The organism is Burkholderia sp. S171, assembly GCF_009766085.1.
GTDB lineage: Bacteria > Pseudomonadota > Gammaproteobacteria > Burkholderiales > Burkholderiaceae > Caballeronia.
The window spans coordinates 332,421-345,169 of record NZ_LMUF01000047.1 but is presented as its reverse complement, the minus strand read 5'-3'; the positions used below and the strand labels follow the sequence as shown (position 1 = coordinate 345,169).

Genomic DNA, 12,749 nt, shown 5'->3' with positions numbered 1-12,749 from the left:
ACGGCCGCCACCGCGCCATGCTCGTTGACGTGCACTATTTGGCATACCGCTTGCTTTGGTTGGCGGCCGTCAGAAAAGATCATAGGTAGGCGAAAATGTCAGCGCCAACGCATATAACTCAGCACCCCGTCAAATGAGCTCATCAAGTAGAAGCACCACGAAATCACGCTTGCCGCCGCTCAAGGCACTCCTTGCGTTCGAAGCCGCGGCACGACGGGGAAGCTTCGCGCTTGGCGCGGAAGAGCTTGCTGTCACACCGTCGGCGGTCAGTCATCACATCCAGCAACTCGAGGATTTCCTCGGCGTGCCGTTGTTTCAACGGCATCCGGGGCGAGCCGCGTTAACGGCCGCGGGGCGCACTTACGCCCGCGAGCTTGAACGCGCGTTCGGCGTGATCGCCGAAGCCACCAACCTGGTCGCGCCGCAGTCGCAGCGTGGCTATCTGGTAGTCGCATCGGGTCCAAGTTTCGCCGCCAAGTGGCTGCAACCCAGGCTTCCGGAATTCCTGCGCGCCAATCCGGAGGTCAGGATCCGGTTGTCCACGCTGTCAGATCACGATGACCTGGAGACAAGCCGATTCGATATCGCGATCGCGTACGGGCATCCGAACACTTCAAAACTCGATGTCGAGCCCTTGCTGCTAGAGCGACTGCGCCCGTTGTGCAGCCCCGCCCTGGCCGCCACGCTCGCCCTGCACACGCCACAGGACCTCTTGCGCGCGACCTTGATCCACTCGTCCAATGGGTTGACGTGGTCGGAGTACTTCCGGCGGGTCTGTGGCGAGGAAGTCCGGCCGGACAACGAACTCTGGCTCGATCGGTCGGTCATGGCGATCGAGGCCGCAGTCGATGGTCTGGGCGTCGTACTCGAAAGCGAGTTACTAGCGGCGGAAGAATTGAACGACGGCCGGCTTATTGCGCCGTTCAATGACGCTCAGTTCAGCATAGAAGTGACGTCCTATTACCTGGTGCGATCGAGAGGGTATAAAACCAGCTCGCAAGCAGCGGCGACGTTTGAGACCTGGTTGCGTTCTGCATTTACTGCGGCCAACCTGACGTCGAATTAGGAGGCGTGTGAGTCAGGCGGGGTCTCTTCCTGGGGGCCGTTCCCGTTTGCGAGGAAACGTGTGATGACTTGGACGGCCCATCTCAAGGTCGTTGATGATTCTCTCCGATTGAAGCACATAATTAGCATGGCTGATCACTTACCGAGGTCCTCAAACGTTAGCTTCCATGCGGCGCCACGCGAGCCGTGAGCCGACAACCACGCGTAGTCGCCACGACCCGAACTCGATCCTCAACACCCGAAAACGGTTGACTATATTGCCGCAAAAGTGGTAACGGGTACACTACCGCTACCCGTGTGTTCCGCACCATGCAACAACTGTTCCGCCCGTTCAATGTAGTACTGTCTGGCAATCCGCTTTTACACGTGAGCGCTGCAACGCAACTTCTGTAGCGCTCACACGGCAAAGCACCTGCCGCAGAGTATTTAGGTGTGACCCAAAGGTGATAAGTTTTTTGAAGAATGACGGTTGCCCTGTCCCGCAAATGCTTCAAATCATTTTTCGTGAAATTTTAGCGCCCCATTAAAAGATTGAGCCCGATTTATGCATGCCAGAAAATTAAAATTTTACGCAAAAAATGTTATTTTCGATCTTTTTCCATCCTTGATTTTTGAAAAAAGATATGACCGCATGTTCAGGAATCTGGACGAGCAGCAGTGGACCTATATTCGCTCACGCGCCAATTATTATAATAAGCTTGAGCAGCAATTTGTCCTGAACGAAACGGCGAGCCGCAGCGGCACACTGCCATTGCGCGGCAACCCTAGCGCCTACTACTATGATTTCAAAGAAATATCCCGATACTTCGCGCGCTCCGTCAAATTCAACTATGTTTTCAAGGACATTAAAGAAGCGGTAGACGAGCCGACGCTGCTTAAAACCAGGCCACTCACTGAAGCCAATGAAAATTCGGTTCTACTGAAGCTGGACAAAATGAGGCACTTCAATTTTATTGAAGATACGCGTTCATTCGAAAGCAAACTCGATATGGCGGTTTTTCGAGGTGCGTGCTACCAGGAACACAGAAAAGATTTCGTCGCGAAGTATCACGGCTCACCCATAGCCGATATTGGCGATACTGATGACCGCAGAAAAGGTCAACACGGTCATCGACCTTATATGAGTATTGCAGACCAGTTGAAGTACAAGTTTGTGATTAGTCTGGAGGGTAATGACGTTGCAACCAACTTGAAATGGATCATGCTTTCAAATTCCGTTTGCTTTATGCGCAAGCCACGGGTGGAAAGCTGGTTCATGGAAGGCTCATTGATTCCGGACCACCACTATGTCCTTCTGGACGATGACTTTTCCAATTTGGAAGATAAAATAAGTTATTACGTCAAGCATACCGACAAGGCCATGGCGATAATCAAAAACGCCAATCAGTACGCCATGCAGTTTCTTGATACGAGACGAGAAAAGCTTATTTCATTGCTGGTTCTCCGAAAATATTTCGATCTTTCCGGTCAGTAAAGCGCCTGTCATATCGTAGACATGTTTTCCCGCGTGGCCTTTGCCATGGACGCACCGCGCGTCAGGACAGACGTTCTTCCAGTGAGACCCTGAGCCTGCCGGGTGTCACGCCGTAGACCTCCTTAAAGCCGCGAATGAAATGCGCCGAGTCGGCAAAACCGCATTCATAAGCAATGACCGTGATGCGTTTTTCCGTATTGAGTAATAGCCAGCGCGCGTATCGAAGCCGCATCGTCCGGTAAAACTCCTTGGGCGACACCCCCATTTCAGTCAGGAAATTACGTTCGAGTTGCCTGACGCTCGTACCGGTCATCTTTGCGATCACCGTGACGTTGAGGGGCGCCTCCAGGTTTTCCTCCATCAGCACAATAGCGTGCCGTACCAGCAAATCACCGACTGCCAGATAGCCCAGTGCCTTGCGGCGCTCCACAAACGACGTGCCGCCGTGACGGCTGACTGTCATTTGATGAATCACCTTGGAGGCTCTGTCCGAGCCGCAATGCAAGCTGATCAAACGCGTGGCCAACTCGATGACGGACACGCCGCCCGCGCATGTAATGCGGTTGCCGTCGATCAGATAGTCTGAATTGGCGATGACCCGCAAGTCCGGGAACATCGTTTTGTAGTCCTCCAGGTGGAACGCGTGGACGCAAGCCACACGGTCCTGCATCAAGCCTGCTTTTGCCAGCACGAAACTGCCGGTGCACATGCCGATCAACGGCACGCCTTCGGCGTCGGCCTCGCGCAAATAGTCCCAGTAGCGCCGGTCGACCTGTTCAAGTTTCGGCAGAAGGCCACCGATTACCACGAGGTAATCGAATTGCCGCGGCGACCCCTGTACCGCATGCACCGGCACGGCCACACCGCAGCTCGCTTCCACGGTTTCATCGCCCATACCGAGCAGCGTCCACGCACAACGCAGCGGCCGGCTCTGGTCGCCGAGATCGGCTGCATGGCGCAAGGCGTCGCAGAAGCCTGCTAGAGAAAGCAGCGGGAAGCTCGGCCAGAGAAGAAATCCGATGTTGAGCTCGGCCCCCGAGCGCGACGCGTTGCCCTCGCGTTTGACGCTGGCGCGATCGAGCCGATCCACCAGATCCCGTCCAAGGGCCGGCTCCCGGCCATCGGGCGGTGTTTTTTCGAGTGCCATGGACGTTCCCGCAAGGCGTTGATGAACCCGAGTATATAAGCCAAAAAAGCCGCTTGGTCGCCATGTCGCATTTCTTCTATTTTTTTGCGAGTCGGTGCAATGCCAGCCATTTTTTCGTCTCTAAAGTCGCTCCTGTCACCTGCCCCCAATCGATCACTGGCAAGCGCCAGTGCACCATCGTCCAGCAAGCTGCATAACCAGGAGAGTCTCATGTCGGCCAGATTTCACGGCGCGCTATGCGCCCATATTGGAGTAAGTCTGATCATGCTCGGCTCGGCCAGCGCGTTCGCAGACGAAGTTGTCAAAATTGGCCATGCCGCGCCGCTGACGGGCGCAAATGCGGAGTGGGGAAAGGACACCGAGAACGGCGCCCGCCTGGCGGTGGAGGAGATCAACGCGAAGGGTCTCGTGGTTAACGGCCAGAAGGTGACGCTCGAGCTTGATGCACAAGACGACGCATCGGACCCGCGCCAGGGCACACAGGTCGCGCAGAGGCTTGTCGACGATCAGGTCGTCGCCGTGGTCGGCCACATGAATTCGGGGACGACCATCCCCGCGTCGAAGATCTACAGCGATGCGGGTGTTGTCGAGGTCTCCCCTTCGGCGACCAATCCGGTCTATACGCAGCAAGGATTCAAGACTGCCTACCGGGTGGTCGCAACCGACGCGCAGCAGGGTCCGGCGCTGGCCGACTATGCGAGGAAGACGCTCGGGGCGAAATCGGTGGCGATCGTCGACGACGCGACGGCCTATGGCCAGGGGCTCGCCAACGAGTTCGAGAAGCAGGCGAAGGCGGACGGGTTGACCGTGCTCTCACACGATGCCACCAACGACAAGGCAGTCGACTTCCGTTCTATTCTCACCAAGATCAAGGGCGAGCATCCGGACATCATCATGTACGGGGGAATGGACGCCACGGGCGGTCCATTCGCGAAGCAGGCACAACAGCTCGCGATTGCGGCACGCGTGCTAGGGGGTGACGGCCTGTGTGCCGATTCGCTCGCGAAACTGGCCGGTGACGCTGCAGACAACGTCGTCTGCTCGATCGCCGGCATGCCGCTCGAGAAAATGCCGAACGGTCCCGCTTTCGAGCAACGCTACGAAGCACGCTTTCACCAGCACGTGCAGCTCAATGCCCCGTTCGCCTACGACGCGGTGTACATCATCGTTGACGCAATGAAGCGCGCCAAGTCGACCAAAGCCCCAGACATCCTTGCAGCCATGCCGAGTGCAAATTTCGTCGGTGTGCTGGGTCGTACGCAGTTCGATGCACACGGGGATTTGAAGCAAGGCGCGATCTCGCTGTATGACTACAAAAGCGGCAAGCAGACGCTGCTCACCGTCGTGAAGATGTAGTGCGCATGAGCGTCCCTGTTCTTGGCGCTGGTGCTGGCGCTGGCGTAAGCAACCCTGCTGCCCCGCCGAAAGCGCGGATTGTGCTGATTGGCACAGGCGGGACGATAGCCGGCCGCGGTGCGTCGCCGGTCAACACGTCGGCGTATGACTGCTCCGTGCTGTCCGTCGACCAGATTCTTGCCGATCTGCCCGCCGCGGCAGCGCTTGCCGACATCAGTGCCGAGCAGCTCTTTCAATGCGGCTCGGAGAATTTCGGCAGCGGGCAACTACTGCAGTTGGGCAAGCGAATTTCATCGCTGCTGAAACAGGATGACGTGGATGGCGTGGTCGTCACGCACGGCACCGATACCATCGATGAAACCGCTTATTTCCTGCATCTGACGCTCAAAAGTACGAAGCCGGTAGTCGTGGTGGGCGCAATGCGTCCGCCCTCCGCGCTCAGTTCGGACGGACCGCTTAACCTCTACAACGCGATCGTCGTGGCGGCGAGTCAGTTAGCCCACGGCAAAGGCACACTGGTCGTTGCAAACGATGAGATCCACACCGCGCGTGATGTTGTAAAGACCAATACGTTCAAGCAGGAGGCGTTCAGTTCTCCGTATGGTCCCTTGGGATACATCGTCGAGGGCAAGCCGGTCTTTTATCGACTGCCGGCGCGTTGGCATACCGTGCAAAGCGAATGGTCGATCGACGAGATCGACGCGCTTCCCGAGGTCGGTATCCTCTATGCGCACGGCGGCATGAACGACGCGATGATCCACGCTATGCTCGACTCGGGCGTGAAGGCGCTCATCTATGCGGCGACCGGCAATGGCAACGTGGCGACCTCGGTCGTGGCCTCGCTGGTCAGCGCGAGAGTGCGTGGGATTCACGTTGTCCGAGGTTCGCGCACGGGAAGTGGCGTGGTCATCCGCAATGCCGCGCAGCCCGATGACCGCTACGACTGGCTGGTAACGGACGATCAGGTTCCGCACAAGGCGCGCATCCTGATGATGCTGGCGCTCACCGGAGACGATTGCACACGAAAACTTCAGAATGCCTTTCTGACGTATTGATGCGGCCGGTGTGTGCCGCGACATGGGGCACCGACAGGTCGGGTACGTCCCAGCGGTCAATACGCTCAAGCTGGTGCAAACTGGCGTCTTGACTCCCGGCACGCCAATGAACCCCTCTACATCTTCCGCACAAAACAGCGCCCTGCCACTGGCAGGTATTCGGGTGGTCGAGTTGTCGCACATGGTGATGGGACCGACCTGCGGCATGATCCTGGGCGACCTTGGCGCTGAGGTCATCAAGGTCGAGCCGCCTCGCGGCGACGGCACGCGGCGCCTCCTCGGCGCCGGCGCTGGTTTCTTCCGCACCTTTAACCGCAACAAGAAGAGCATCGCCCTCGACCTCGACACCGAAGCGGGTCTCAGCGCGCTTCACAAGCTGGTCGACACGGCCGATGTCTTTATCGAAAACTTCAAACCTGGCCGCATGGCAACGCTGGGCCTGGACTACGAGAGTTTGAAAGCACGGGACCCTGGCTTGATTTATGTGTCGCACAAGGGCTTTCTCAACGGCCCTTACGAGCATCGCCTCGCCCTTGATGAAGTCGTCCAGATGATGGCGGGCCTCGCCTACATGACGGGCCCGGTCGGCCGGCCACTGCGCGCGGGAAGTTCCGTGAACGACATCATGGGCGGCATGTTCGGCGCGATTGGCGTGCTTGCAGCGCTCTTCGAGCGCAAGTCGAGCGGCATCGGCAAGGAAGTGCAAAGTGCATTGTTCGAAAACTGCGTGCTGTTGTGCGCCCAGCATATGCAGCAGTTCGCCGCGACCGGTGTCGCCGCTGCGCCGATGCCTGACCGCATCAGTGCGTGGGCGGTGTACGACGTCTTCACGCTTGCAGGAGGCGAGCAGATGTTCATAGCAGCGACGGGCGACACCCAGTGGCGCGCCTTGTGCGCCATTCTCGATCGACCTGATTTGCTCGCGGACCCGCGGCTCGCGACCAACAATGATCGCGTGGTGGTACGCCCGTGGCTTCTGCAAACGCTGGGCGAAACATTGAGCCGACTCGAAGGCTCGGCGCTGACGCGGCAGTTCGAACGCAGTCATATTCCGTTTGCGTCGATCACCAAGCCCGAAGACCTTTTCGAAGACAAGCATTTGATCGAAAGCGGCGGCCTTGCAACGTTGACGCTCGACGACGGAACCGAGACGGCGATGCCGCTTCTGCCCCTCTCCATGAATGGTGAGCGCCTGCAGCCGCGTCAACCAATTGCGAAGGTCGGTGAGCACACGGTCGAAGTGCTGCGCGAACTTGGCTACGATGAGACACAGATCAATGAGCTCACCTCCGCCGTGCCATCGAAAGGCGCCTGAGCCTTTCATGAAGCGATGAAGCAGCCTTCACTCGATCAAGCGTAATGCTGCTTACAGAGTCTTGACCCAGCCAAGCGCATCGTCCGCAAACTTTCGAAGCAGACGGGCAAGCTCGCCCACCTCTTTTGCTTCCCAGCCGGCAAGCAATTGTTCGATGATTTTCTGACGCGCTGCGTCCAGCGCGTCCGTCATGACCCGTCCCTGATCCGTAATGACGGCCGCGCGAACCCGGCCGTCGTTCGGGCTTGGGCATCGTGACACAAGCCCCAGGCTCTCCAGTTTCGCGATCTGCCGGCTGACCGTGCTGTAGTCACGCCCCGCCAGTTCCGCGAGCTCGACAATGCCAAGCGGCCCTAGCCGTTCGACCCTTGCAAGCAGCGGGAAAAGTGCGCGATCCAGATCGACGCCTGCCGCTTCAATAAGGGCGGCATCCGGTTGCGGCCGATTGAGCACACCCGTCAGGTCCAACAGCGCTTCCCGCAACTCGCGTATTTCTTTCCCCATCGCGATTCCATTCCTTGTCAATGCATTTATATGTGTATAATACACATATATTCGATGATCCAATCCCGGATGAAGCGTACGCTCGGATACTTGGCAAAGGAGAGCAATTATGAAAGCAGCACTCGTTACAGAATCCGGCGCAACGCCGGTTTATGCCGACTTCACCGAGCCGGCTATCACTGAAGGCGTGGTCCGTGTCGCGGTTGTAGCATCCGCGCTGAGTCATGTCACCAAGAGCCGGGCATCGGGCAAGCACTATAGCGCCTCTGCGAAGCTTCCTTTCATACCTGGGGTCGACGGCACCGGTGTTCTTGAAGACGGCACGCGGGTTTATTTCGTGATGCCCGAAGCGCCCTTCGGTGGCATGGCGGAGCACTGCATCGTCAAGAAGGCGCGTTGTATTCCGCTGCCGGCGGCGCTTGATGAGGTGACCGCGGCGGCCATCGCCATTCCGGGCATGTCGTCATGGGCGGCCTTGGTGGAACGTGCAAAGCTGGTGAAGGGCGAGACCGTACTGATCAACGGTGCAACAGGCGTGTCGGGCCGTCTCGCTGTGCAGATCGCCAGATATCTGGGCGCAGGCAAGATCATCGCGACCGGACGGAATGCGGCAACCCTGCTGTCTCTGAAAGCGCTCGGTGCTGACGAGACGATCAGTCTCACGCAGGACAACGAATCACTTGATAGCGTATTTCAGCAGCAGTTTCGCGATGGCGTGGGCGTCGTGCTCGACTATCTTTGGGGGCAAAGCGCCGAGCTGTTGCTGGCGGCGGGCGCCAAAGCGTCGCCGGAAGCGGTGCCACTCCGGTTCGTTCAGATTGGGGCCATGAGCGCGGCAACCATCACGCTTCCAGGCGCGGTGCTTCGGTCATCGGCCATCGAACTGATGGGCAGCGGTATTGGCAGCGTTCCAATGCCGCGCCTTCTTGGATCGATTGAACAATTGTTGACCGCCACGGTTCCCGGCGGCTTCGAGATTGCGACGAACCCCGTGCCCTTGTCTCAGGTCGAGGATCACTGGGCCAATGAAAACCAGGCACGCACGGTGTTCACGACAGGGTTTAAACCGTAACGCATGTCGGGCGGCGTCAAGCGCAGATCACCGACCGGGAGATGGGCACCGCCCGCTCAATGTGCCACGCCAATACTATCAACGCGCACCGGTTGCGAACGATAGATCAAAGCCTTCGCGGCAATCACAAGCACCGACAACGCCGCGAAGATAAGTCCGCACAGGATCACGCCGGGCATACCCAGACCGTTGATGAAAAGACCGCCGACCGCCGATCCTAGTACCACGCCGGCGTTCCCGGCGGACACGAAGAGGCTGGTCGCAAACTCAGGTGCTTCCGACGCTACCGAGGTCAGCCACACCTGAGTAATGACCATGCCGCTGGTGTGCGCGGCTCCCCATAGCAACGTAATGATCGCCATACTTTCAATGTTCGTACTACCAAGTACATAGAGCATCACATAGGCCCCTGCGAGCACGATCGGATGCAGGAGTGTGGTTGCAACTAAGTGCTTTCCCAGCAATCGGCCGGCCAGCAAATTGCCTGACACCCCGCCTACGCCGAATATCACCAGCATCATGCTGATGGTGCCGCCATCCATGCCGGTCTGACTTCTGAGGTACTCGGCGGCGTAGCTGTACACGGAGAACATGGCGGTAAAAACCAGCACCGTCGCCACGATGTTCAACCACAGCGCAGGCTTGCGCAACACGCCAAGCTGGTGCCGGAAACTCATCGCCACGGGGCGGCCCTGCACGGGCAGCATCAGCAGCAAACCCACCCCGGCTATTGCGGTGACAGCCGCGCAGAAGAGGAAAGAAGCCTCGTAAGAAAAGTGTGCGGCGACCCAGGTTGTCGCGGGGACGCCAAGCACAAGTCCAAGCGTGGTGCCAACGAAAGCCTGCGCCATGGCATGTGCCGCACGCTCCTTCGGATACAGTGAGGCTGCCGCTGTGAACGCCGCTGAAAAGAAGATCGGATGCAACAACGCGGGAACAATGCGCAGCGCCATCAAGCTCGTGAAGTTTGGCGCGAAAGCCGATAGCGCGCTGCACACCGAGAATCCGGCCAGTGCAAAAACCAGTACCTTTTTGCGGTTATGGCGTGAAGAAACCAGCACCAGGAACGGACCGCAGATCGCCACGATCAATGCGAACAAACCCATCAACAACCCGGCTTGGGACACCGTGACGCCAAAGCGCTCCACAATCACCGGCAGGATACCCACTACGCCGAATTCGAGCGTGTACAAACCGAAGAGACCCAGCATGATCGCCGGCATGGCCGCGGCAGATTTGGCGTGGCTCATGAGGGTCGCCCTCTCGGTCGATTGATTGAACGCAATATCGTTTTAGCCCTGATGACAGAGGCTTTCATGCTTCACTTACCTGGACGACCACCTTGCCAAACGCGCCGCGTTGCAAATGCGCGAACGCCTCCGGCACCTGTGAGAACGGATACGTTGCGTCGATCACCGGTTTGATACCGAGCAGGTCGACGGTCCGCACGAGATCTTCGAGCGCGCGGCGTGGACCCACGGCGATACCGACAATCGATGCGCGGCTGGCCAGCAGCGCAAGAATTGACAAGCTGAGCGTGTCTGAATCCAGCAGGCCGATAACCGAAATGCGCCCTCCTTGCACGACAGCCTGCAAGGAGCGTTCGACATTTGCGCCACCCGTCATTTCCAGGATGTGATCGGCGCCGCGCCCATCGGTCAACGCCAGCACCTCGTGCTGCCACTCCGGCGTCTTGTTTCGATTGATCCCGTGACGGGCACCGAGGGCAAGGGCGCGGGCGAGCTTGTCATCGCTGCCGCTTGTCACGATCACCCGGGCGCCGTGTGCCGCGGCGAGCTGGACGGCAAAGAGCGACACGCCGCCCGTACCTTGCACGACGACGGTTTGGCCCGCATGCAGATGGCCCAGTTCAACGAGCGCCATCCATGCAGTCAGGGCCGCAACCGGCAGCGTGCTGGCCTCGGCAGCCGTAAGCGTGCTCGGTGCATGGACACACCATGAGGCAGGCGTGGCGACGTATTGGGCCAGCACGCCGGGGAGCGGGCCGCCCTGGGTCGGCGCTTGCGCCCACGATATCGGCGCACCGTCTATCCAGCCGGGGATATATGCCGAAATAACCCGGTCGCCCACCTTGAAGCGGGTGACGTCGTCGGCCACCGCGACGACCCGGCCGGCCATATCGGATGCCGGGGTGAATGGAAAGCTCAGGGCGTTGCCCATGCCGTGGTTGGCCACTTCGGCATCGCGAAAATTGAGCGAGACGGCATCGACTTGAACGACGATTTCGCCAGGCTTCGGCACAGGACGTGGCAGCTCGCGCAGAGCGAGCTTTTCCAGGCCAAGCGACGGAATTTCCCAGCGGCTGTTGGTGCGGTTCATGGCTAACCTTCCTGATCGGTAGAAGAAGGCTCGATCCTAGGTGGATCACCATTCGGGAGTAAGTGGGGTAGAGTTCCACTCTGTGCGGAGCGTATTCTCCGTATTGGAGGGATTATGGAAAGCATCAGCGCCATCAATGTCTTCGTACAGGTGGCGGAAACACGCAGTTTCGTGGCCGCCGGGAGGCTGCTGGGTGTCTCCGCGTCGGCCATCGGCAAACGGGTGAGCGCACTGGAAGACCAGCTGGGTGTACGGCTGTTTCATCGGAGCACTCGCAGCGTCGCGTTGACGGCTGAAGGCGCGCTGTTCCTCGAGCGCAGCCGCCGCATCCTGGCGGAAGTCGAAGCGGCGCAGGCAGAGCTGTCGCAGATCGACCGGAGCCCGCGAGGCCGCTTGCGAATTAGCCTTCCACTGGTCGCAGAACCGTTCCTCTCGGTGATTGCGCAGTTCAAGCAGGCTTATCCCGACGTCGATCTCGATCTAGAGTTCACGGATCGCCGGGTCGATGTGATTGAAGAAGGTTTCGACGCGGTCATTCGAAGTGGAGACGCGCCCGACTCCCGCTTGACAACACGTCGCCTTGGCTCATTTCGCATGTTGCTGGTCGGTTCGCCCGACTATCTTGCGCGGCGTGGAACGCCACAGAAAATCAGTGATCTTGCGCAGCACGCCTGCATCCAGTTTCGCTATCCGAATACCGGCAAGCTGCAAGTGTGGCCGATCTTTCAGGACGAGATTGAAGCAGAGTTCCCGCTACCGACATCGATCGTTTGCAACAACCTTGAAACGCGAATTTTTTTCGCTTTGTTTGGGCTGGGAATCGCCTATTTGCCGGACTACGCCATCGCGCGGCATATGGCCGACGGCCGCTTGATCCATGTCTTGACCGAGTGCTCCGAAGGTGCCACACCGTTTCGCATCATGTGGCCTTCAGGCAAGCATTTCACGGCCAAGATGCGCGTGTTTATCGACTTTCTTGGAGTGCGATTGTTTCCTGCGAGTGGTGACGCTGGGATTCCGCATGAGCGGATCGACGCATAAGCTGTGCGCGTATGACAGTCGAAACACCAGGTGAAAAGACTTAAAGAGCCGCAAAAATGAAAGCCGAATGGACCAGCGTTGACGAATCTGTTGTTGATCGGCTCGTGCCGTCCGATTCTGCATTGGAGCACGCGCTTTCTGCGAACGATCACGCTGTCTTGCACGACGGGTAATATCGCTTGAAGACGGCTGAATTATTAGAAAGGATTCCTACTATCTTTAGCGCTGATCAGTCTGACATCCATTCAAAACTGCATCCCACCAAGCCTTCTTTCGCGCCGGGCGTCAATCACCCACCTTCGGTCTTCGTGCCTGAATAGAACCATGCGCCCGCAAAATTCCGCTTGCGCGGCTCTGGCACAATAACTGCTGATTTGTAC

The 12,749-nt window shown here is 58.5% G+C and carries 11 protein-coding genes; 7 read left to right on the top strand and 4 right to left on the bottom strand.

The genetic code is table 11. From position 1 onward, the window contains the following. Positions 1-133: 133 nt before the first annotated feature. Positions 134-1,066: a LysR substrate-binding domain-containing protein gene (locus GSQ93_RS26815; RefSeq protein WP_216857679.1), complete on the top strand. Its 933-nt coding sequence runs from the start codon at positions 134-136 to the stop codon at positions 1,064-1,066. 543 nt (positions 1,067-1,609) lie between these two features. After that, positions 1,610-2,539 carry a glycosyl transferase family 90 gene (locus tag GSQ93_RS26810; RefSeq protein ID WP_158938645.1) on the top strand — a complete coding sequence of 310 codons (930 nt, stop codon included), beginning with the start codon at positions 1,610-1,612 and terminating at the stop codon, positions 2,537-2,539. A 61-nt stretch (positions 2,540-2,600) separates the two neighbouring features. Here GSQ93_RS26810 and GSQ93_RS26805 read toward each other — a convergent pair whose 3' ends face one another. Then, positions 2,601-3,686 carry a GlxA family transcriptional regulator gene (locus tag GSQ93_RS26805; RefSeq protein WP_158938644.1) on the bottom strand — a complete coding sequence of 362 codons (1,086 nt, stop codon included), beginning with the start codon at positions 3,684-3,686 and terminating at the stop codon, positions 2,601-2,603. A gap of 264 nt (positions 3,687-3,950) precedes the next feature. Here GSQ93_RS26805 and GSQ93_RS26800 point away from each other — a divergent pair, with 264 nt between their 5' ends. The 3 genes from GSQ93_RS26800 (at position 3,951) to GSQ93_RS26790 (ending at position 7,412) form a co-directional block, all read left to right on the top strand. Continuing rightward, positions 3,951-5,042, top strand: a complete 1,092-nt coding sequence (locus tag GSQ93_RS26800; protein WP_254074085.1) for a branched-chain amino acid ABC transporter substrate-binding protein — start codon at positions 3,951-3,953, stop codon at positions 5,040-5,042. Between the two features lie 5 nt (positions 5,043-5,047). Next, positions 5,048-6,097 (top strand): asparaginase, encoded by a 1,050-nt coding sequence (locus GSQ93_RS26795; protein WP_158938642.1) that lies wholly within the window; start codon positions 5,048-5,050, stop codon positions 6,095-6,097. A gap of 106 nt (positions 6,098-6,203) precedes the next feature. Next, the gene (locus GSQ93_RS26790; protein ID WP_158938641.1) at positions 6,204-7,412 is read left to right on the top strand and encodes a CaiB/BaiF CoA-transferase family protein; all 1,209 of its coding nucleotides are present in this window, start codon (positions 6,204-6,206) and stop codon (positions 7,410-7,412) included. A gap of 51 nt (positions 7,413-7,463) precedes the next feature. On the opposite strand, the gene GSQ93_RS26785 is transcribed toward GSQ93_RS26790, so the two are convergent. Continuing rightward, entirely contained in the window at positions 7,464-7,916 is a 453-nt protein-coding gene (locus GSQ93_RS26785) for a MarR family winged helix-turn-helix transcriptional regulator (RefSeq protein WP_158938640.1), read from the bottom strand. 109 nt (positions 7,917-8,025) lie between these two features. Between GSQ93_RS26785 and GSQ93_RS26780 the strand changes: the two genes are divergently transcribed. Then, positions 8,026-8,988: a zinc-binding alcohol dehydrogenase family protein gene (locus tag GSQ93_RS26780; RefSeq protein ID WP_158938639.1), complete on the top strand. Its 963-nt coding sequence runs from the start codon at positions 8,026-8,028 to the stop codon at positions 8,986-8,988. Between the two features lie 56 nt (positions 8,989-9,044). On the opposite strand, the gene GSQ93_RS26775 is transcribed toward GSQ93_RS26780, so the two are convergent. Next, entirely contained in the window at positions 9,045-10,238 is a 1,194-nt protein-coding gene (locus GSQ93_RS26775) for an MFS transporter (RefSeq protein ID WP_216857678.1), read from the bottom strand. Between the two features lie 64 nt (positions 10,239-10,302). After that, the gene (locus GSQ93_RS26770) at positions 10,303-11,328 is read right to left on the bottom strand and encodes an NAD(P)-dependent alcohol dehydrogenase (protein ID WP_158938638.1); all 1,026 of its coding nucleotides are present in this window, start codon (positions 11,326-11,328) and stop codon (positions 10,303-10,305) included. 114 nt (positions 11,329-11,442) lie between these two features. Between GSQ93_RS26770 and GSQ93_RS26765 the strand changes: the two genes are divergently transcribed. Further along, positions 11,443-12,369: a LysR family transcriptional regulator gene (locus GSQ93_RS26765; RefSeq protein ID WP_158938637.1), complete on the top strand. Its 927-nt coding sequence runs from the start codon at positions 11,443-11,445 to the stop codon at positions 12,367-12,369. The last annotated feature ends 380 nt before the right edge of the window (positions 12,370-12,749 follow it).

What these genes read in the sequence shown, in the direction of transcription:
- GSQ93_RS26815 (WP_216857679.1), top strand. Translation starts at nt 134, where the DNA reads ATGAGCTCATCAAGTAGAAGCACCACGAAATCACGCTTGCCGCCGCTC.
- GSQ93_RS26810 (WP_158938645.1), top strand. Translation starts at nt 1,610, where the DNA reads ATGCATGCCAGAAAATTAAAATTTTACGCAAAAAATGTTATTTTCGAT.
- GSQ93_RS26805 (WP_158938644.1), bottom strand. Translation starts at nt 3,686, where the DNA reads ATGGCACTCGAAAAAACACCGCCCGATGGCCGGGAGCCGGCCCTTGGA.
- GSQ93_RS26800 (WP_254074085.1), top strand. Translation starts at nt 3,951, where the DNA reads ATGCTCGGCTCGGCCAGCGCGTTCGCAGACGAAGTTGTCAAAATTGGC.
- GSQ93_RS26795 (WP_158938642.1), top strand. Translation starts at nt 5,048, where the DNA reads ATGAGCGTCCCTGTTCTTGGCGCTGGTGCTGGCGCTGGCGTAAGCAAC.
- GSQ93_RS26790 (WP_158938641.1), top strand. Translation starts at nt 6,204, where the DNA reads ATGAACCCCTCTACATCTTCCGCACAAAACAGCGCCCTGCCACTGGCA.
- GSQ93_RS26785 (WP_158938640.1), bottom strand. Translation starts at nt 7,916, where the DNA reads ATGGGGAAAGAAATACGCGAGTTGCGGGAAGCGCTGTTGGACCTGACG.
- GSQ93_RS26780 (WP_158938639.1), top strand. Translation starts at nt 8,026, where the DNA reads ATGAAAGCAGCACTCGTTACAGAATCCGGCGCAACGCCGGTTTATGCC.
- GSQ93_RS26775 (WP_216857678.1), bottom strand. Translation starts at nt 10,238, where the DNA reads ATGAGCCACGCCAAATCTGCCGCGGCCATGCCGGCGATCATGCTGGGT.
- GSQ93_RS26770 (WP_158938638.1), bottom strand. Translation starts at nt 11,328, where the DNA reads ATGAACCGCACCAACAGCCGCTGGGAAATTCCGTCGCTTGGCCTGGAA.
- GSQ93_RS26765 (WP_158938637.1), top strand. Translation starts at nt 11,443, where the DNA reads ATGGAAAGCATCAGCGCCATCAATGTCTTCGTACAGGTGGCGGAAACA.